Genomic DNA, 19,327 nt, shown 5'->3' with positions numbered 1-19,327 from the left:
GGGGGCAGGACAGGCGGGAGGCAAGCGGCGGCCATCCGGTGTAGGATGGATCATCCGTGCAAAGCAGGCGAGCTGATCCAGAAATGATTACTACCGACTACGTATCCACCTATTCAGGCAACCGCTTTTATCCCTTGCGCCCGCATATCGACAAGGTCGCCATCGAAGACATCGCCCACGGCCTCGCTTACCAGTGCCGCTTCAATGGACAGACGCAAGTGTTTTATTCGGTCGCCCAGCACAGCCTGATCGTCGCCGAGCTGGTGCCGCCCCCCTTGCGCCTGGCCGCCCTGCTGCACGATGCGGCCGAAGCCTACCTGGGCGACATGGTGAAGCCCCTGAAAGTGCTGTTGCCGGAGTTTGCCGTGCTGGAAGACAAGGTCAGCGCCATCATCGCCGCCACCTATGACCTGGACTTTTCCGATTACGCGCCCATCAAGCGGGCCGACCTGATCGCGCTGGCCACGGAAAAGCGCGACCTGATGCCGCACTCGGCCGAGCGCTGGGCTTACCTTGACGGCATCGCCCCCTTGCCCGGTATAATCGAGGCCATGGGTCCGGCCGAAGCCAAGCAGCGCTTCCTGCATGCGTTTGCCCAGTTGGGCGGCCTCGGGCTCGCCGCATGAATGCTTGCCCCCAGCCGCACGAACGGGCGCTAAGCCCCGGTTTTTGCACGGCTTTTTTAGATATCCACAGCAACTGTGGATAAAGTTGTTGATAAGCCCCTCTTGACAAGCCGCAACACCAGTATTGATGCGGGTTTCAACAATTTGCTGATTTCACAGGCAATTTTTTACCCCAATGAAATCAATGACTTGCAATCAGGAGTTTGCGCTAGAACAAACTTACTCTGCCACCAGGAAAATATATTTTGCGGTGCATTGGCAATCCCTGTCCCAGGCCGTCTTGCTTGAACAGCATTGTTTTGACAAACCCCGCAGACTGGCATAGTGTGGAGTAGCGACGACGATCAACGGTGGATAAACGCATGAATATGGATAGCGATAATTCCGCCAAGGGGGCGGACGAACCCGACTGGCTGGTCGACGAACCGCTGGAACGGGCAGAAGCGGCGGCGGAACCCGCCAACGCGGCGCCTTGGCGCGTGCTGATCGTCGATGACGATGTCGACGTGCATGTGGTGACCAAGTTCGCCCTCAGCCAGGCCAGCTTCCAGGGCCGCCGGCTGAGCTTTTTGCACGCGTATTCGGGCGCCGAGGCGCTGGCCTTGCTGCGCGGCACACAAGATATCGCCGTGGTGCTGCTCGATGTCATCATGGAAACCCAGGATGCCGGCCTGCAAGTGGCGCGCCAGGTGCGCGAAGACTTGCACAACAGCGCCGTGCGCATCATCCTGCGCACGGGCCAGCCCGGCCAGGCGCTGGAACACCGCATCATCATCGACTACGACATCAACGATTTCTGGTGCAAGACCGACCTCACCACGCGCAAGTTGTTTACCACCGTGATCGCCTCGCTGCGCACCTACGCCACCTTGCGCGAAGCGCAGCAACAGGTCGCCGAACTGGCCGCCGCCCTGGCCCAGTGCGGCGATACGCCAGCGGCGCCGGCCGGCGGCACGCCCTGACCCTGCGCCGCTACTTTCAGTCATAAAAACAAGAGCACTGGATAGGCATACAGGCTTGCGGCATGCCCCATTCCGGCCCATCTTGCCCGCCGATTGCATGGGCTGAACGGCGTCAATTTCCTAAGTGGCGGATTGTTAAGCGCTTTTTCAGATATCCACACGGACTGTGGATATCTTTGTGGATAAGCGCCTATTGACAGCCCTCAAAGCCACAGCCCGTGCGGCTTTCAATAAACTGCTCAATCAAACAGCAAAAATAAAACTCATTAAAATCAAGCACTTAGAAACTCACACATAATCACAAGAAAATTATTTCGCCAATTTCGTTAACTCATCATTTGTGCATAACTGAGCCGTAATGATCAATCCGACAACAGCGGATCGCGGCCGCCGGCAACACAGTTGCCGTGCGGATACTCAATGCACGGTCTGCCGGCGCTGCTCCGGGTGCAGCAGCACGCGCTCGATCAATTCCGGGGCGACATTGTATGACTTCAGGTATTCCAGCGCACACAAGGTACTGAAGGCCGCCTGCACGGCGATGCCCAGATTGACGATATCGCACATCTTCTGGTCGACCCGGGCATGCGGCACCACGGTTTTGACGGGCATATGCAGCGTTTCTGTGGATTGAGGCATGATGGACAACTCCTGCGAAGGGGACGGAGGGGGGAGACGGCGTAGCGGTGCGAACCGCGACAGCGCGGACAGGGACAGCGATCATGGTGCCGATAAAAGTATTGCCGATAAACTCTCGATGTCAATGGCAGGGAAACATGAGCCACGGTTTTTTTCTTCCAGGCACAACCGCAGCCGAAAGCGATGGACAAGCGCGAGCGGCCACGGCGATAATCAGCCATGCCTGCCCCCGCCGCCACCCAGCCCGACCTCCCCCGCCCCCAGCCCGCCTCGCTTGCCGACCTGTTCTTCTCGTTCACCTGGCTGGCCCTGCAAGGCTTCGGCGGCGTGCTGGCCGTGATCCAGCGCGAGATGGTCGAGCGCAAGCGCTGGCTGACGCAAGAGGAATTCCTGGAAGACTGGGCCGTGGCGCAAATCATGCCGGGGCCGAATGTCGTCAACCTGTCCCTGATGGTGGGCGGACGCTATTTCGGCTTGAAAGGCGCGCTGACGGCGCTGGCCGGCATGCTGGCCGCGCCCCTCGTCATCGTGCTCGTGCTGGGCGTGCTGTACACGCGCTTCGGCGACAATCCGCAGATGGCGGGCGCCCTGCGCGGCATGGCGGCCGTCTCGGCCGGCATGATCGCCGCCACGGGCGTGAAACTGGCGACCGCGCTGGCCAAGCATCCGCTGCCCCTGTGGCTGACCTTGTCCATCACCGTGCTGGGCGTGCTGATGGTGGCAATCTTCCGCTGGCCCCTGCTGTACATCCTGCTGGGCCTGGGCAGCATCGGCTGCCTGATTACGTATCGAAAGCTGTCCGCATGACGCCGCCCCTGCAACTGGTATTGAGCGCGGGCGACTGGCTGAACCTGTTCGGCCATTACCTGATGCTGTCGCTGATGTCGATCGGCGGCGCCATTTCCACCACGTCCGAAATGCACCGTTTCCTCGTCGAGCAGCATGGCTGGCTGACGCAGGCGCAATTCAACGAGTCGATCGCCATCGCCCAGGCCGCACCCGGCCCGAACGTGCTGTTCGTCGCCCTGATGGGCTGGAACGTGGGCATGAATGCGGGCAGCTACACGGCCGCCTGGCTTGGCGTGTTCATCACGATGGTGGGCATCATGCTGCCCAGCACCACCCTCACCTACGTGGCAGCCCAGTGGGGCTACCGCAACCGCGACCTGCGCCCCGTGCGCGCCTTCAAGCAAGGCATGGCGCCCATCGTCGTCGCCCTCTTGATTTCCACGGGCATGATTTTGGGCGGCGCCAACCACCAATGGCGCACCGACTGGCCCCTGTGGACCCTGTCCATCGTGGCTGGCCTCATCATATGGCGTACGAAGATCCATTTATTGTGGCTGCTGGCGGCCGGCGCCGTGCTGGGGTGGCTCCAACTCATCTGACCTCACACGGCCAGGTGCCGCTTCACCTCCTCGCCATCCATCTGTTCTGCATTGCCGCTGGCCACGACACTGCCGCGCGACAGGACGATGAAGTCGTCGGCCAGTTCGCGGGCGAAATCGAAATACTGTTCGCACAGCACGATGGCCATGTCGCCGCGCTGTTTCAGCAAGGAAATGACCCTGCCGATATCCTTGATGACGGACGGCTGAATCCCCTCCGTAGGCTCGTCGAAGATGATCAGCTGCGGTTCGGCCAGCAAGGCGCGGGCGATGGCCAGTTGCTGCTGTTGCCCGCCAGACAAATCGCCGCCGCGCCGCTGCAGCATCTCTTTCAATACCGGAAACAGTTCATACACGTGGGGATCGATGCGCGCAGCTTGCCTGCCCCGCTTCACCGCCATGCCCATCAGCAAGTTTTCCTCGACCGTCAGGCGCGCAAAGATGTCGCGCCCCTGCGGCACGAAAGCGATGCCCAGCTTGGCCCGCGCATGGGGCGCCAGCTTCGTGATATCGCGCCCGTGGAACACCACCTGGCCCTGCGCCACGGGCAGCACGCCCATCAGGCATTTCAGCAAGGTCGTCTTGCCCACGCCATTCCTGCCCAGCAAGGCCAGGCACTCGCCCTTGCGCGCCGACAAGTTGATGCCGCGCAAGGTGTGCGAGGAGCCGTAGTATTGATTTAGCTGTTGCACTTCCAACATAGTCTGCGATCTCCCCTATTACCTTCCCAGATAGACTTCGATGACCCGCTCGTCGGCTTGCACCTCGTCCATGCGGCCCTGCGCAAGCACGGAACCCTCATGCAGCACGGTGACGATGCCTTGCCGGGCGATTTCCGTCACAAAGCCCATGTCGTGCTCGACCACCATGATCGAATGTTTGCCCCGTAATTCATTGAGCAATTCCGCCGTGCGCGCCGTTTCCGCGTCCGACATGCCGGCCACCGGTTCATCCAATAAAATCAACTGCGGCTCCTGCATCAGGAGCATGCCGATTTCCAGCCACTGCTTTTGCCCGTGCGACAGCAAACCGGCCGGCCGCGCTTCGTGGCCGTTGAGGCGGATCAAGCGCAATACCGCTTCGATCTTGCCGGCCTGCTCCGACGTGAGGCGCGCAAACAGGGTGGGCGCCACGCGCTTGTCCATCTTCATCGCCAGTTCCAGGTTGTCGAACACCGTGTGCTGCTCGAACACGGTGGGACGCTGGAACTTGCGGCCGATGCCCGCGTGGGCGATCTGCGCTTCCGTCATGGTCGCCAGATTCATGGTTTGCCCGAACCAGGCCGTGCCGGACGTGGGCCGCGTCTTGCCGGTGATGACATCCATCATCGTCGTCTTGCCCGCGCCGTTAGGCCCGATGATGCAGCGCAATTCGCCCACGGAAATATCGAGACTGAGCTTGTTGATGGCCTTGAAGCCGTCGAAGGACACGCTGATATCTTCCAGATACAAAATGGCGCCATGCGTCGTGTCGACGCCCTCGCCTTTCACGCGCGCATACGTGGGGCCCGCTTCCGCGCTGGCCATACCGGGCAGCATGCGGATGCTCATGCGGCCTCCTCTGCCACGACGGCGGCTTTTTTACGTTTGAGCTTGCTCAACACGCCCAGCATGCCTTGCTGCATGAACAGGGTGACGACGATGAACAGCAAGCCCAGCGCAAACAGCCACAGTTCCGGCATGGCGGCCGTGAACCAGCTTTTCAAGCCGTTGACGGTGAAGGCGCCCAGAATCGGGCCGAGCAAGGTGCCGCGTCCGCCCACGGCCACCCACACGACCATCTCGATGGAATTGGCCGGCGACATCTCGGACGGGTTGATGATGCCCACTTGCGGCACGTACAGGGCGCCGGCGATGCCGCACAGCACGGCCGACAAGGTCCACACGAACAGCTTGAACCACAGCGGGTTGTAGCCGAGGAACATCAAGCGCGCCTCGCTATCGCGCACGCCCTGCAGCACCCGTCCCAGCTTCGAGCGGACGATGGCGCGCGCACCGACCAAAGCGGCCAGCAGGAAGGCCAGGGTCAGCAGGAACAGCACGGCCCGCGTGGCGGGTGCCGTGATGCTGTGGCCCAATATCGTCTTGAAGTCCGTGAAACCGTTGTTGCCGCCAATGCCAGTGTCATTGCGGAAGAACAAGAGCATGAACGCATACGTCATCGCTTGCGTGATGATGGAAAAATACACGCCCTTGATGCGCGAGCGAAACGCGAAGTAACCGAACACAAAGGCCAGCACGCCCGGCACCAGCACGACGAGGGCCATGCAATACCAGAAATGTTCCGTAAACGCCCAGTACCAGGGGTAGGTTTTCCAGTCGAGAAAGACCATGAAGTCGGGCAAGCTGCTGTGGTACTGGCCCTGGTCGCCGATGGCGCGCATCAGATACATGCCGTGCGCATACGCGCCCAGGGCAAAGAACACGCCGTGGCCCAGGGACAATATGCCCGTGTAGCCCCAGACGAGGTCCAGCGCCAGCGCGGCCAGCGCGTAGCACATGAACTTGCCCACCAGCGCCACCGTGTAAGCGGACACGTGCAAGGCATGCCCTTCGGCAAACGCCAGGTTAAAAATCGGCAACAACGCCGCCAGTAATGTGCAGGCGGCAATCGCCAGCCAGACGGGCCGCGTGAACAGGCCAGGCTTGATTTGATGGGAGGTAATCATTCGACGCTGCGTCCCTTCATGGCAAACAGGCCCTGCGGCCGGCGCTGGATGAAAATGATGATGAATATCAAAATGGCGATCTTCGCCAGCACGGCGCCCGCCACCGGTTCGAGGAATTTGTTGACTTCGCCCAGGCCCAGCGCGGCGATCACGGTGCCGGCCAGCTGGCCCACGCCGCCGAGCACCACCACCATGAAGGAATCGACGATGTAGCTTTGGCCCAGGTCCGGCCCGACATTGCCCAGCTGCGACAGGGCCACGCCGCCGAGCCCGGCGATGCCGGAGCCGAGGCCAAAGGTCAGCATGTCGACCTTGCCCGTGGCCACGCCCACGCAATCGGCCATGCGCCGGTTTTGCGTGACGGCCCGCACGAACAGGCCCAGCCGCGTCTTGTTCAAGATCAACCACACGGCCACCACGACAACGATGGCAAAGGCGATGATGGCCAGGCGGTTGTACGGCAGCACGAGGCCGCCCAGCACGGTGACGCCGCCCGACATCCAGGCCGGATTGGCCACTTCCACGTTTTGCGCGCCAAAGATCGTGCGCACCGCCTGCATGAGGATCAGGCTGATGCCCCAGGTAGCCAGCAGGGTTTCCAGCGGCCTGCCATACAGCCAGCGGATCACCGTGCGTTCCAGCACTACGCCCACCAGGCCGGAGACGAAAAAAGCGGCAGGCAAGGCGGTCAGCAAATACCAGTCTTGCGCGCCGGGCAGGAAGTGGCGGAAAAACAGCTGGCACAGATACGTCGTGTAAGCGCCTATCATCAGCAGTTCGCCATGCGCCATGTTGATGATGCCCATCAAGCCGAACGTGATGGCCAGCCCCAGCGCAGCGAGCAGCAGCACGCTGCCCAGCGAAATGCCGTAGAACACATTGCCGGCGAACTCCATGCGCGCCACCCGTCCCTTGATCTGGCGCATGGTCTCGATGGCGGCCAGCTGCACAGCCTCGTCCGGCTCGCCGACCTTGCCATCTGGCCCTTTTTCCAGCATGGCTTGCAGCACGGGCAGCAGGCGCGCATCGCTGCTGCCGGCCAGCGCCTGCACGGCGGCCTTACGCGTGGCGACGTCGGGCGCATGCAGGTTGGCGCTGGCGATCAGCACCTGCAATATCTGTGTAATTTCAGCATCGTTTTCCTGCGCCAGCGCCGCGCGGATCAAGGGAAGCTGCGCGGGATCAATCGCCTTTTGCAACGCTTGCGCGGCCGCCAGCCGTTCGGCCCGTTCCGGCGCCAGCAGTTTCAGCCCCGACAAGGCGCCTGCCACGGCCAAGCGCAAGCGGTTGTTGACCATCACGCCATCGATGCCGTCCGGCAGCGGCACGTTCTTGCCGAGCGCCGGGTCAAGCGCCTGCTCGCCGTCGACGATATACACCTTGCCGTCGGGCGTGGCGTATAACGCGTCGTCCTGCAAGGCTTGCAGCACACGGGCGGCCTCGGGCGTGGCAAGGGCGGCGATCTGCGCGACAGCGGCGACACGGGCGTCAGGGTCATCGCCGGCCAGCGGCTTGAGCAGGTCTGGAGGGATGGCAGCCTGCGCCATGGACGACAGGCACAGGCAGGCGAAGACCAGCAGCGATGTGAATAGCCTCATTGATATCCCGGGAAAGCGTTGATGGTCGGCGCCACCGGACGCATGGCCCGATGGCGCCGGCGTGGCTTTTACAGCTTTTGCTTGCCCTCATTGCCCTTGATAAACGGGCTCCACGGCTGGGCGCGTATCGGCTCCTTGGTTTTCCACACGACATTGAATTGCCCATCGGCCTTGATTTCGCCGATCATCACGGGCTTGTGCAAGTGGTGATTCGTGGCATCCATGGTCAGGGTAAAGCCGGATGGCGCCTTGACGCTCTGGCCGGCCATGGCGGCGATCACCTTGTCCGTATCCGTCGATTTCGCCTTTTCCACGGCTTGCGCCCACATGTGGATGCCGACATAGGTCGCTTCCATCGGGTCGTTCGTCACCACCGAACCCGCGTTCGGCAGCTTTTGCGCCACCGCATACGCCTTCCACTGCTTGATGAAGGCCGTATTCACGGGATTCTTGACGGATTCAAAATAATTCCAGGCCGCCAGATGACCGAGCAAGGGCTTGGTGTCGATGCCGCGCAACTCTTCCTCGCCCACGGAAAACGCGACGACGGGCACGTCCGTGGCTTTCAAGCCCGCATTGCCCAATTCCTTGTAGAACGGCACGTTGGAATCGCCATTGATGGTGGAAATGACGGCCGTCTTGCCGCCCGTGGAAAACTTCTTGATGTTGGCGACGATGGTTTGATAGTCGGCGTGGCCGAATGGCGTGTAGACCTCGCTGATATCGCTATCCTTGACACCTTTGCTTTTCAGAAAGGCGCGCAAAATCTTGTTGGTGGTGCGCGGATACACGTAATCCGTGCCCAGCAGCACGAAGCGCTTGGCGCCGCCGCCATCCTTGCTCATCAGGTATTCCACGGCGGGTATCGCCTGCTGGTTCGGCGCGGCGCCCGTATAAAACACGTTCTTTTCCAGCTCCTCGCCCTCGTATTGCACCGGGTAAAACAGCAGGCTGTTGAGTTCCTTGAACACCGGCAAGACGGATTTGCGCGACACGGACGTCCAGCAGCCGAACACGACGGCAACCTTGTCCTGCGCCACCAGCTGGCGCGCTTTTTCCGCAAATAAAGGCCAGTTCGACGCCGGGTCGACGACGACGGCTTCCAGCTTCTTGCCCAGCACGCCGCCCTTGGCATTGATCTCGGCAATCGTCATCAGCGCCACATCCTTGAGCGACGTTTCGGAAATGGCCATGGTGCCCGACAGGGAGTGCAAAATGCCCACCTTGATCGTGTCGGCGGCCAAGGCTGCCTGCATATAAGTGGACGTGGCCAGGGCCAGTGCGCCGGCGGCGGCCGCTTTCAGGATGATACGTCGTGACATGGGGACTCCTGTGATGGGTTCGTGGGGGTCGAGCTGGGCCTGCGATGTTGTTAAAGCAGAATGCATGCCAGCGCCGGCGGGCGTCCGCCATGGTGCACGAGGCCGGCGCCGCACGAAAAAAAACCTGGCTGCACAAGGACTGTGCAGCCAGGTTTCAAATTGCCGTAAAACGGTGCGTAGGACGCAACAATCCCGACATCAATCCTTGCACGGCGCGCCCCGCAGGCGGCGCCAGCCCTTGCGTCCCAGCGGGAACAGCAGCACGAAAGCGATCAGCCACGGCAGGATGTAGGCCATGGCCGTGATGGCGTTGGCCACGCCTTCCGACAGGTTTTCCGTGAAATTGCCCAGCGCGCGCTTGACGGGGCGCCAGAACGATTGCTTGCCTTCGGCGCTGATGGCCACGTTCAACAAGTCCGTATCGATGCGCTGCATCAATAGCGCGTTGGCGGCCGTCGCCTGCTCCAGCTCCACTTGCACGGTGGCCAGCTCCTTGGTCACCTTGATGAGGGCATCGACGTTGGTGCCCGAGCGCTTTTCCAGGTCTTGCAGCTGCGCCTGGTATTGCTTGAGCATTTCCAGGCGTTTCTTGCTGTCGAGCACCGGACGGCCCAGGTCTTCCACCTTGGTGCCCTGGCTGGTGACGTCGCCTTCGGCCGCGACCAGCGCGACCAGCTTCTTGATGCCGGCCGGCTTGGCGCGCATGCTGATGCGCGCATGCACGTAGCGGCCGCTGTCGACGCTGGAATCGAGCAGCAGGCAGCCGTTTTCCGTATCGGCCTTGCAGGCGGCGACCACTTTTTCATACAGGGGACGCACTTGCGCTTCGTGCGTATCGACGCTGACATTATGCTCATAGGCAAGAAACTCGCTGCCCTTTTCCTTGCCATCGAGACGCGCGGCACTCGATTGCCCGCCGCTCTCGCCCTTGCTGCCGCAGCCGGCCAGCAGCAACAGTCCAAACAGGCATATGGATATTTTTTTCATGATTTCTTTCTTTGGATTATTTTTGCAGCGGCAACAATTCGATATCGGGCAAGTGCGCCGCCACATCCTGCACCGTCGCATGGCCCGTCAGGGAGGCGATCACCTGCGGCAACGGCGCCGGCCAGATTTCCGGCAAGTCGCGCTCTTCGGGCGCCAGCACGGGAAAGGCCAGCTGTTCCCGTGGCGGCGTGAAGGCGGCAGCGACGCCGGGCTTGTTGCCGCGCGCATCGATGCGGTACCAGCCAAACTCTTGCAGATACACGGCGTTCAAGCCATGCAGGCAGAACGGCGGCCCCACCTCGCCCACGGCCAGGCGCTGGTAGCACAGGCCCGCAGGAATACCGTTGGCGCGCAGCAGCGCGGCCAGCAGATGGCTCTTCGCATAGCAGTAGCCCGTGCCATGCTGCAAGACGTCGGACGCGCGGCAGGTGACGGGATTGCGCTGGTAATCCCAGCTGTGGGCGACCTCGTCACGCACGAAGGCAAAGCAGCGGGCCGCGATCGCGGCGTCGCCCACCGCGCCCTCCGCCAGCGCGGCCGCCCTGGCGCGCACGGCAGGATGGTCGCTGTCGATGTAAGTGCTGCTGGCTAAATACAGGGAAAAGTCGGTAGACATGGCATCGAGGTCATGCAAAAAGATAATGCGCGATTCTAGTCGAAGCGGCACGAAATCGAACGTTTCCTTGCGCAAGAACAAAGAAAATCCACGCTTCGGCCTGCCTGCCAGGGGGGCGGCGACTTTGGCGGCGGCCCGGTAGCTGGTATCATGCGGGCAAACGCAGCCGGCCCTGTTGGCCCCGCACATGGCACTACCTTGCGAAGCGGCCCCCGCCGCCGACGCCTCCCTACAGATCAGAGAAACGAGTTCCCTATGAGCACTTCATCGTCCCACCCATCGTTCTGGCGCCGAGTCCCGCTGGCTTTCGGCGCCTTCTTCAGCACCCTGTCGGACGCCGCCTATGCGGCCCGCGTGGAAAAGCTGTCCTTGCCTGAAGCCGCCCCGGTGGCGCCAGTGGCCCCGGCTCCGGCGCCCGCCCCCATGCCGACGCCGGCCGCCGCGCCCGTCATTTTGAAGGAAGCGACGCCCGATGCCGCCCTGCAATTGCTGGCCCTGCTGCAACGCGAAGCGCGATTGATCGACTTTACCCAGGAAAACCTGGGCAGCCATGCCGATGCCGACATCGGCGCGGCCGCCCGCGTCGTGCATGAAGGCTGCGCCAAGGTCATGCGCGAATACTTCACCATCGAGGCCGTGCGCCAGGAAGCCGAAGGCAGCCGCATCGTGCTGCAGGAAGGTTTTGATTCCGCGCAAGTACGCCTGACGGGCAACGTCGTCGGTTCCGCGCCGTTCACGGGCACCCTCAGCCACCGCGGCTGGCGCGCGTCCGGCGTGCGCCTGCCGAAACTGAGCGAGCAGCACGACGCGGCCATCCTGGCGCCAGCCGAGGTGGAACTGTGAACGATCAAGCCAACCCAAGCCCGCGCTACGCCATCGGCATCGACCTGGGCACCACCCACAGCGCCCTGTCGTATGTGAACCTGGTCGAGAGCGACGGCGAGCAATCGAGCCACGGCGTGCTGAAAGTGCCGCAGCTGTCGGCGCCGGGCACCGTCGAAGAATTGTCGCTGCTGCCGTCGTTCGTCTACCTGCCGCACGCCGACGAAGTGGCGGCGGGCGACCTGGCCCTGCCCTGGGTCACCGAGGAAGCGCAAGCGCCGTTCGTCGTCGGCGAAATGGCCCGCAGCCGCGGCGCCACCACGCCGATCCGTCTCGTGTCAAGCGCGAAAAGCTGGCTGTGCCACCCGGGCGTGGACCGCCGCGCGGCGATCCTGCCGAACGATGCGCCGGCGGAAGTCGCGCGCATTTCGCCCATCACGGCCGCCACGCGCTACCTGACGCATTTGCGCCAGGCCTGGGACAACGTCCACCCGCAAGCGCCGTTCGCGCAGCAGGAAATCACCGTCACGATTCCCGCCTCGTTCGACCCGGCCGCGCGCGAGCTGACGATGGAAGCGGCGCAGGCAGCCGGCTACTCTTCGCTGACCCTGCTGGAAGAGCCGCAGGCGGCCTTGTACAGCTGGATCCAGACCAGCGAAGGGCGCTGGCGCAAGGAAGTCAAGCCGGGCGACATCATCCTGGTCGTCGACGTGGGCGGCGGCACCAGCGACTTTTCGCTGATCGCCGTGCTGGAACGCGACGGCGTGCTGGAACCGCACCGCGTGGCCGTCGGCGAACACATCCTGCTGGGCGGCGACAATATGGACCTGGCGCTGGCCCACCTGGTGGCCCGCAAGCTGGCCGCCAACGGCACCCAGCTGGACGCCTGGCAGATGCGCGCGCTCACTTATGGCTGCCGCAGCGCCAAGGAAAGCCTGCTGGCCGACAGCGGCATGGAAACGGCGCCCATCGTCGTGCCGAGCCGCGGCTCGAAACTGATCGGCGGCTCCATCCGCACGGAACTGACGCGCGCGGAAGTGTCCACCTTCATCCTCGACGGCTTCTTCCCGCAAGTGGAAGCGTCGAGCCGCCCTGCCGTGCGCACGCGCGCCGGCCTGACGCAACTGGGCTTGCCGTATGCGCAGGACGCGGCCATCACGCGCCACCTGGCCGCGTTCCTGGGCCGGCAAGTGGCGGCCACCGCCGAACTGGAAGGTTTTGCGGGCCGCCAGTCGGCCGACGCCAGCTTTTTACACCCGACGGCCGTGCTGTTCAACGGCGGCGTCTTCAAGTCCGACCTGCTGGTGCAGCGCATCATGGCCACCGTCAACGACTGGCTGTACATGGAAGGCGCGGAACCGGCCCGCATGCTGGCCGGGGCCGATCTGGACCTGGCCGTGGCGCGCGGCGCCGCCTACTACAGCTACGTGCGGCGCGGCCATGGTGTGCGCATCCGCGGCGGCACGGCCAGTTCCTTCTATGTCGCCATCGAATCGGCCATGCCCGCCATCCCTGGCATGGAACCGCCGATCCAGGCCCTGTGCGTGGCGCCGTTCGGCATGGAAGAAGGCAGCGAACTGGAACTGCCGGGCCAGCAATTCGGCCTGGTGGTGGGAGAGCCCGTGCACTTCCGCTTCTTCGCCTCGTCCACGCGCCGCAACGACCAGATCGGCGACCTGCTCGATTTCTGGGGTCCCGACGAATTGCAGGAGCTGAGCGAAATCCAGGCCACCCTGTCCGCCGAAGGCCGGTCGGCCGGCGACGTGGTGCAAGTGACACTGCACGCGCGCGTGACGGAAGCGGGCACCCTGGAGCTGCTGGCCGTTTCCCCTGACGGCGCCGAGCGCTGGAAGGTGGAATTCGACGTGCGCGGCACGCCGCAGCCATAGGCATGCGCAGCGCTGTGGGCAAGCCGGCCTTCCTGGTCGGCATCGACCTGGGCACCACCAACACGGTGGTGGCGTATGCGGCGGCTGGCGATGCGCAGGCAGGAATAAACCTGTTCGCCATCGAGCAGCTGGTCGCTCCCGGCGAAGTGGGCGCACGCCCCCTGCTGCCTTCCTTGCGCTACCATCCCGCCGCCGGCGAACTGGCGGCGGGCGACTTGACGCTGCCGTGGCCGCAGCAGGACGTGGCCGGCGTCGAGCATGCCGTTCTGGGCGCGCTGGCGCGCCAGCTGGGCGCCCAGGTGCCGGGCCGGTTAGTGGCCAGCGCGAAGAGCTGGCTGTCGCACGCGAACGTGGACCGCCAGGCGCCCATCCTGCCCTGGGGCGCGGATGCCGATGTCGCGAAAGTATCGCCCGTGGCGGCCAGCGCCAGCTACCTGGCCTACGTGCGCGCCGCGTGGAACCACCGATTTCCCGACGCTCCTTTGGCGCAACAGGAACTGGTGCTGACCATCCCCGCCTCGTTCGACGAGGGTGCGCGCGCACTCACCCTGGAAGCGGCCCGCATGGCGGGCTTGCCCGCGCTGCGCCTGGTGGAAGAGCCGCAGGCCGCCTTCTATGATTTCCTGCAGCGCCGGCGCGCCACCCTGCGCGCCGACCTGGCCGATACGCGCCGCATTTTAGTCTGCGACGTGGGCGGCGGCACCACCGATTTCAGTCTGATCGACGTGGCCTTCGATGACGACGGCGAACCGCAGCTCACGCGCAGCAGCGTGGGCAACCATTTGATACTCGGCGGCGACAATATGGATCTGGCGCTGGCCCACCTGGTGGAAGCGCGCCTGGCAGCTGGCCAGGAAGGCGGCATGAAGCTGTCCGCCGCGCGCCTGTCGCAGCTGATGGAACGCTGCCGCGCCGCCAAGGAGCTGCTGCTGTCCGCCGACGCGCCGGAGAAAACCACCGTCACCCTGCTGGGCGCGGGCTCGCGCCTGATCGGCGGCAGCCGTTCCGCCGACGTCACGCGCGAGGAAGTGGCGGCTATGGTGGTCGACGGCTTCTTCCCGAAGGTGGAGCTGGGCGACACGGCGAAAAAAGGCCGCACCGGCATCGTCGAATTCGGCCTGCCATATGCGCAGGACGCGGCCATCACGCGCCACCTGGCCAGCTTTCTGCAACAGCATGCGGGCGCTCTGCCCGATACCCTGCTGCTGAATGGCGGCGTGTTCCGCGCCGACGCATTGGCGCGCCGCCTGGCCGACACCCTGGCGCACTGGCGCGGGCAGCCGCTGACCATCCTGCACAACGACAATCCCGACGTGGCCGTGGCCCGTGGCGCCGTCGCCTACGCGCTGGCCCGGCGCGGCCAGGCTCCGCGCATCGGCGGCGGTTCGCCGCGCAGCTATTTCCTCGTGCTGGGCGAGGCGGGCAAGGAGCGGCGCGCCGTCTGCATCCTGCCCCGCGGCAGCGCCAGCGGCGAGGAAATCCGCCTGACGGAGCGCCTGTTCGCCTTGCGCCTGGGCCGGCCCGTGCGCTTCCACCTGGCGTCCTCGATCGCGGAAACGGGGACGCCGCCGCAACTGGGCGACCTCGTCGACCTGGACGCGGGCGACTACCTGCGCCTGCCGCCGCTGGCCAGCGTGCTGCACGCCAGGGACGGCGGCAATGACAAGCGCGACATCACCGTGCAGCTGGCAACGGTCATGACGGAAGTGGGCACCCTGGAAGTGCATTGCGTGGCCGAAGCCGATGCCAGTCAGCGCTGGCTGTTGGAATTCCAGCTGCGTGGCGAAGAGGAAGCGCCCGCCGAAACGTCTACCGTGCCGCCACGCATCAAGGAAGCGGTCGAGAAGATCGAGCGCATTTTCGGCGGCAAGGCGCAAAAAGTCGACGTCAAGGAAGTGCGCCAGCTGCGCCAGCACCTGGAACGGGGGCTGGGCGGACGCGAAAGCTGGGATACGCCCCTGCTGCGCCAGCTGTTCGACGCCCTCCTGCTGCGCGCCCGCGGCCGGCGCCGCTCCGCCGAGCATGAGCGGGCCTGGCTGAACCTGGCCGGCTACTGCCTGCGTCCCGGCTACGGCGATGCGCTGGACCCGTGGCGCATCGAGCAGCTGTGGGCGATGTTCGACACGGGCGTGCAGCACCACAAGGATAGCCAGGTGTGCGCCGAATGGTGGACCCTGTGGCGCCGGGTGGCCGGCGGCCTGAGTTCGGAGCAGCAATTGCGCCTGCTCGACGACTTTGCCTTCAACCTGCAAGCCGATGCGGCCCAGCGGGGCAGCCGCCCCGTCACCCTCGTCAATGGCAGCGACGACGACATGCTGCGCCTGGGCGCCTCTCTGGAGCGCATCCCCGGCGCCTACAAGGCCGAAGTGGGCGCCTGGCTGCTGAAACGCCTGGAGAAAGCCGGCAAGCAGGGCGAAACGGCGGACACGAACACCCTGTGGGCGCTGGCCAGGGTCGGCGCGCGCCAGCCCTTCCACGGCAGCGCGCACGAAGTGGTCGACAGCGCCGCCGTGGCCGACTGGTTGCAGGTGCTGCTGGCGCTGGACTGGAAAAAGGTGGAACCGGCCGCTTTCGCCGCCACCCACCTGGCGCGCATGACGGGCGACCGCTCGCGCGACATCGCCGACGAACTGCGCGCCACCATCCTCGCCCGCCTGAAAGCCGTGGGCGCCCCGCCCCTGTGGCAAGCGATGGTCAGCGAAGTGACGCAGCTGGACGAAGCGAACACCAAGCGCATGCTGGGCGAGGCGCTGCCGCCGGGGTTGAAGCTGATCAATTAATCAACTGCCATCTCGCTACACCAGCGCCACCACCAGCAACACCACCGCCAGCGGCGCCTGCACCAGCACGATGCCGGGATGCGTGCGGCGCAGCTGGGCCCACACGGACAGGCCCGGCACTTCCTCGTGCGGATGGTGGGCTTCGTCGCGCAGCGACATCGCGTGCAGGAACATGCCGGCGATCAGGGGGCCGGGATTGACCCACCAGCCCAGCTCCAGCAAGCCGCGCGACAGGTAGATGGCCAGCGCGCCGATGGCAAACGGCGAAGCCCACACCAGCGCCAGCATCAGGCGTATGCCATAGAATTCCGCCAGGGTGCCCATGCGGTGCAGGCGGCTGAAATCGTGGTCTTCCATGCGCTTGTCGATGGCCAGTTCGGCTCGGCCATACAGGGTCCACAGGCCGCCGAACAGGCAGCCCAGCAGCACGCCGATGACGATATCGGCCGCGAACACCGCATATTTATTGACGTCGGCCGTGCCGATGCCCAGCGACGTGTGGGCGGCCGCATGCAGGTGCAGGCCGGCCTGCTCGCCTTCGGCCGTCGTATAGCGGTCGCGCACATCATACGTGCTGCCGATATACACGACGTTCTTGCGCAACGCCCCGGCATCCACGCCGGCCTGGCCTTCGATCAGCTTGACGCGCGTGCGCGTGGGGTTCAGGAATTGGGGTGCCACGGCGGCCGGGTGAAACGGCGCCGTGACGGCATTCTGTTCGGCCGCCGCCCTGGCGTCGCCGCGGATGACGGGTTCGAACGCCCAGCGCGCCAATTCCTTTTCGCTGCCAGTGCTCCGCGCCAGCTGGCACACGCGGCCGGCCAGCGCCAGCCCTTGCTTTTGCTCGGACAGGACGGCCGGCATGGGCTGCTTCTGCTCCTGTTCATCGGCGCCATGCGCCAGCTCGAAGGCCACGGCCGCCAGCACGGGACTTTTCAGCTCGATGCGCGTGACGGCGCCCATGCGTTCGCGGATCCGCGGGCTGGCAAAGTGGATGCCGGCCGCGCAGCGCGCGCGTATCCACGGCAGGTTCGCATTCTCGTCCGACTGCTCGGGCAGGATCAGCACCAGTTGCCGGCCATCGGCGGCCAGCCGGTCGAGCAGGCGGTCCAGCGGCCGCTCTCCCGCCTTGTGCTGCTCGTACACGGCCGGCGCCAGGTCCAGGTCGATGGCCAGCACCTGGCTGCCGCGCGCGGCGGCGCCGGCGATCAATTGCTCCAGGCGCGTGCGTTCCAGCGGTTCGCGCTCGTCGAAGACCTGTTCGAACGCGGGCTGGTCGATTTCGATGATGCCGGGCCGGTAGGCGGCGCCCGGGTCCTTGCCCCGGTCCAGCAGCTGCTCCTGCGCCGCGCTGGCGCGCAGCATGGCCGCATCGAGCCATTCGAGCACGTGAAAACCTTCCAGCGCCAGCATCAGCGCGGCGATCAGGCTGGCGCCGATCACGTGGTGCAGCAAGTGCGTGCCCGTCAGCTTGAAGGCCGAACCCAGCTGGGTGACCGGCCACAGCAGGCGCCGCCAGAGCGGCGGGTGCGGTTGATCCGGCTGGCGGGTTTCCACGGTGCCTGCTCCTTGCGCGCAATGAATAAATTATCACCAAAGCAACAAGCGATGACGAAGAGACAGTATATTGCAGTTGTGCCCGTTCCGCCGCACGGCTGGCAAGGGTCAGCCTGGCACCCTACTTCGGCTTGGCCAGCAGCAGCTTGCCCAGCGCTTCGAAGGCCGGCGTGGTGGTCGGGTCATTGGCCGCATTGGCTGCCGTCGGCGTCGAGGCGAAGCGCACGATCACCATTTCCGCCTTCGGGTCGACGTAGATGCGCTGGCCATACACGCCGCGCGCCATGTAGGCGCCATGGTCGTTATGCGTGACCCACCACATGTCGCGGTAGCTCCAGCCCTTGAGCAAATCGTAGCCGCCCTTGGCGAACAGTTGCTTGTCGCCGCCGCGACGGATATCCGCGACAGCCGCGCGGGGGATGATTTGCTGGCCGTTGTAGCGGCCATCGTTGCGCAGCATTTCGCCGAAGCGGGCCAGGTCGCGCAAGCCCGCGCTCAAGCCGCCGCCGGCAAACGGCGTGCCCGTCGAATCGACGCTCATGTAGGCATCCTGTTCGGCGCCCAGCTTTTGCCAGATATGTTCGGACAGGTAGGCGTTGACGTTCTGCCCCGTGACCCGGGCGATGATCCAGCCCAGCACGTCGGAGTTCACCGTGCGGTAGCCGAACGCCTCGCCATGCCGGCCCTCGTGCCGCACCGTTTGCAAATACTCGAAATAGCTGCGCGGCCCCGTGTAATCCTTCGGCTTGGGCAGCGGATTGCCGGCCGCCGCGTGCTGCCACACTTCCGCTTTCGGGTCGGCGTAATCTTCGCTGAATTTCAGGCCCGTGGTCATGTCGAGCACCTGGCGCACGGTGGCGTCGCCAAACGCGGACCTGGCCAGTTCCGGCACATACTCGGCCACTTTCTTGTTCGGGTCGAGCTTGCCTTCGGCCACCAGTGCCGCGCCGATGGTGCCCATCACGGACTTCGTCACGGACATGGCGCCATGCTGGCCGCTGTCCTTCAGCACGCCGAAATAGCGCTCATACACGATGCGGCCCCGGTGCAGCACGACGATGCCGTCCGTGTAGTTGGCGCCCAGCGACTGCTCCCAGGTCATCGTTTCCGTCGCCCCCAGGGGCGTGAAGCGCAGGCTGTCGATATCCGTGCGCAGCGCGCGCGGCAAGGGCACGGGCGCTTTCAAGCCGCGCGACACCTCCACCGTCGGCATCAGCTGGCGGAAATGCGACACGCTCCAGCGCAACTGCGGGAAATTGAAATAGCTGCCATCGTCGAAGCGGATGATTTTATCGGCCGGCGGCGGCGCGCCCACCATCCATTGCAAGGTAGCCGGGTCGCTGGCGGCGGCCGACAGCGGCGCCGTCGCTTCTGCCGCATGGGCGCCGGCGGCCAGCGCCAGGCAGGCTGCGGCCAGGGCCAGGCGTTTCATGCTGGGGAAATTGTTCATGTGATGCTCTCCTTGATAGACAG

At 64.6% G+C, this 19,327-nt stretch carries 17 protein-coding genes; 7 read left to right on the top strand and 10 right to left on the bottom strand.

Annotated elements, in window-relative coordinates; genetic code table 11:
* Positions 1-83: 83 nt before the first annotated feature.
* Positions 84-626, top strand: a complete 543-nt coding sequence (locus tag OX459_RS07405) for a phosphohydrolase (protein WP_289904400.1) — start codon at positions 84-86, stop codon at positions 624-626.
* Positions 627-988: 362 nt separating this feature from the next.
* Complete coding sequence (locus OX459_RS07400; protein ID WP_251348103.1) at positions 989-1,588, top strand: response regulator; 600 nt, start codon at positions 989-991, stop codon at positions 1,586-1,588.
* Between the two features lie 417 nt (positions 1,589-2,005).
* On the opposite strand, the gene OX459_RS07395 is transcribed toward OX459_RS07400, so the two are convergent.
* Positions 2,006-2,227 (bottom strand): hypothetical protein, encoded by a 222-nt coding sequence (locus OX459_RS07395; protein WP_099667305.1) that lies wholly within the window; start codon positions 2,225-2,227, stop codon positions 2,006-2,008.
* A 219-nt stretch (positions 2,228-2,446) separates the two neighbouring features.
* On the opposite strand from OX459_RS07395, the gene OX459_RS07390 reads away from it, so the two are divergent.
* Together OX459_RS07390 and OX459_RS07385 are read left to right on the top strand one after the other, a co-directional pair.
* Entirely contained in the window at positions 2,447-3,034 is a 588-nt protein-coding gene (locus tag OX459_RS07390; protein ID WP_289904398.1) for a chromate transporter, read from the top strand.
* Positions 3,031-3,615, top strand: coding sequence for a chromate transporter (locus OX459_RS07385; protein WP_289904397.1), 585 nt, complete (start codon positions 3,031-3,033; stop codon positions 3,613-3,615). Before OX459_RS07390 ends, OX459_RS07385 begins: the two co-directional genes overlap by 4 nt.
* A gap of 2 nt (positions 3,616-3,617) precedes the next feature.
* Here the strand turns inward: OX459_RS07385 and urtE are convergent, their stop codons facing one another.
* From urtE to OX459_RS07350, 7 genes are all read right to left on the bottom strand, one after another.
* Positions 3,618-4,316, bottom strand: a complete 699-nt coding sequence (gene urtE / locus OX459_RS07380; RefSeq protein WP_289904396.1) for an urea ABC transporter ATP-binding subunit UrtE — start codon at positions 4,314-4,316, stop codon at positions 3,618-3,620.
* An 18-nt stretch (positions 4,317-4,334) separates the two neighbouring features.
* Positions 4,335-5,165, bottom strand: a complete 831-nt coding sequence (urtD, locus tag OX459_RS07375) for an urea ABC transporter ATP-binding protein UrtD (RefSeq protein ID WP_251348099.1) — start codon at positions 5,163-5,165, stop codon at positions 4,335-4,337.
* The gene (urtC, locus tag OX459_RS07370; RefSeq protein WP_289904394.1) at positions 5,162-6,283 is read right to left on the bottom strand and encodes an urea ABC transporter permease subunit UrtC; all 1,122 of its coding nucleotides are present in this window, start codon (positions 6,281-6,283) and stop codon (positions 5,162-5,164) included. The genes urtD and urtC overlap by 4 nt, the downstream gene beginning before the upstream one ends.
* Positions 6,280-7,881, bottom strand: a complete 1,602-nt coding sequence (gene urtB, locus OX459_RS07365) for an urea ABC transporter permease subunit UrtB (RefSeq protein WP_289904393.1) — start codon at positions 7,879-7,881, stop codon at positions 6,280-6,282. The genes urtC and urtB overlap by 4 nt, the downstream gene beginning before the upstream one ends.
* Before the next feature lie 68 nt (positions 7,882-7,949).
* On the bottom strand, positions 7,950-9,203 hold the full coding sequence (gene urtA / locus OX459_RS07360; protein ID WP_070305111.1) for an urea ABC transporter substrate-binding protein: 1,254 nt from the start codon (positions 9,201-9,203) through the stop codon (positions 7,950-7,952).
* A 198-nt stretch (positions 9,204-9,401) separates the two neighbouring features.
* Positions 9,402-10,190: a DUF4349 domain-containing protein gene (locus tag OX459_RS07355; RefSeq protein ID WP_289904390.1), complete on the bottom strand. Its 789-nt coding sequence runs from the start codon at positions 10,188-10,190 to the stop codon at positions 9,402-9,404.
* A gap of 16 nt (positions 10,191-10,206) precedes the next feature.
* A complete protein-coding gene (locus OX459_RS07350) occupies positions 10,207-10,806 on the bottom strand; it encodes a transglutaminase family protein (RefSeq protein WP_289904389.1) in 600 nt (199 codons plus the stop codon).
* Positions 10,807-11,061: 255 nt separating this feature from the next.
* On the opposite strand from OX459_RS07350, the gene OX459_RS07345 reads away from it, so the two are divergent.
* From OX459_RS07345 to OX459_RS07335, 3 genes are read left to right on the top strand one after another with little or no spacing between them, the layout of a single operon-like run.
* Entirely contained in the window at positions 11,062-11,649 is a 588-nt protein-coding gene (locus OX459_RS07345) for a DUF2760 domain-containing protein (protein ID WP_289904388.1), read from the top strand.
* The gene (locus OX459_RS07340; RefSeq protein ID WP_289904387.1) at positions 11,646-13,517 is read left to right on the top strand and encodes an Hsp70 family protein; all 1,872 of its coding nucleotides are present in this window, start codon (positions 11,646-11,648) and stop codon (positions 13,515-13,517) included. The genes OX459_RS07345 and OX459_RS07340 overlap by 4 nt, the downstream gene beginning before the upstream one ends.
* Before the next feature lie 2 nt (positions 13,518-13,519).
* Positions 13,520-16,297, top strand: a complete 2,778-nt coding sequence (locus OX459_RS07335) for an Hsp70 family protein (RefSeq protein ID WP_289904386.1) — start codon at positions 13,520-13,522, stop codon at positions 16,295-16,297.
* Positions 16,298-16,312: 15 nt separating this feature from the next.
* On the opposite strand, the gene OX459_RS07330 is transcribed toward OX459_RS07335, so the two are convergent.
* A complete protein-coding gene (locus tag OX459_RS07330; protein WP_289904385.1) occupies positions 16,313-17,854 on the bottom strand; it encodes a CHASE2 domain-containing protein in 1,542 nt (513 codons plus the stop codon).
* Between the two features lie 121 nt (positions 17,855-17,975).
* Positions 17,976-19,172 carry a serine hydrolase gene (locus OX459_RS07325; protein WP_289904828.1) on the bottom strand — a complete coding sequence of 399 codons (1,197 nt, stop codon included), beginning with the start codon at positions 19,170-19,172 and terminating at the stop codon, positions 17,976-17,978.
* Between the last annotated feature and the right edge of the window lie 155 nt (positions 19,173-19,327).

Origin of the sequence: Janthinobacterium sp. SUN026, from assembly GCF_030397625.1 — a bacterium.
Taxonomy (GTDB): domain Bacteria; phylum Pseudomonadota; class Gammaproteobacteria; order Burkholderiales; family Burkholderiaceae_D; genus Janthinobacterium; species Janthinobacterium kumbetense.
This window is presented reverse-complemented; position numbering and strand designations above follow the sequence as displayed.

Bases quoted from the DNA above. Each gene is read 5' to 3' on its own strand.
- urtA (WP_070305111.1), bottom strand. From the start codon at position 9,203: ATGTCACGACGTATCATCCTGAAAGCGGCCGCCGCCGGCGCACTGGCC.
- urtD (WP_251348099.1), bottom strand. From the start codon at position 5,165: ATGAGCATCCGCATGCTGCCCGGTATGGCCAGCGCGGAAGCGGGCCCC.
- urtB (WP_289904393.1), bottom strand. From the start codon at position 7,881: ATGAGGCTATTCACATCGCTGCTGGTCTTCGCCTGCCTGTGCCTGTCG.
- OX459_RS07385 (WP_289904397.1), top strand. From the start codon at position 3,031: ATGACGCCGCCCCTGCAACTGGTATTGAGCGCGGGCGACTGGCTGAAC.
- OX459_RS07405 (WP_289904400.1), top strand. From the start codon at position 84: ATGATTACTACCGACTACGTATCCACCTATTCAGGCAACCGCTTTTAT.
- OX459_RS07325 (WP_289904828.1), bottom strand. From the start codon at position 19,172: ATGGTGGGCGCGCCGCCGCCGGCCGATAAAATCATCCGCTTCGACGAT.
- OX459_RS07400 (WP_251348103.1), top strand. From the start codon at position 989: ATGAATATGGATAGCGATAATTCCGCCAAGGGGGCGGACGAACCCGAC.
- OX459_RS07390 (WP_289904398.1), top strand. From the start codon at position 2,447: ATGCCTGCCCCCGCCGCCACCCAGCCCGACCTCCCCCGCCCCCAGCCC.
- OX459_RS07335 (WP_289904386.1), top strand. From the start codon at position 13,520: ATGCGCAGCGCTGTGGGCAAGCCGGCCTTCCTGGTCGGCATCGACCTG.
- urtC (WP_289904394.1), bottom strand. From the start codon at position 6,283: ATGATTACCTCCCATCAAATCAAGCCTGGCCTGTTCACGCGGCCCGTC.
- OX459_RS07355 (WP_289904390.1), bottom strand. From the start codon at position 10,190: ATGAAAAAAATATCCATATGCCTGTTTGGACTGTTGCTGCTGGCCGGC.
- OX459_RS07350 (WP_289904389.1), bottom strand. From the start codon at position 10,806: ATGTCTACCGACTTTTCCCTGTATTTAGCCAGCAGCACTTACATCGAC.
- OX459_RS07395 (WP_099667305.1), bottom strand. From the start codon at position 2,227: ATGCCTCAATCCACAGAAACGCTGCATATGCCCGTCAAAACCGTGGTG.
- OX459_RS07345 (WP_289904388.1), top strand. From the start codon at position 11,062: ATGAGCACTTCATCGTCCCACCCATCGTTCTGGCGCCGAGTCCCGCTG.
- urtE (WP_289904396.1), bottom strand. From the start codon at position 4,316: ATGTTGGAAGTGCAACAGCTAAATCAATACTACGGCTCCTCGCACACC.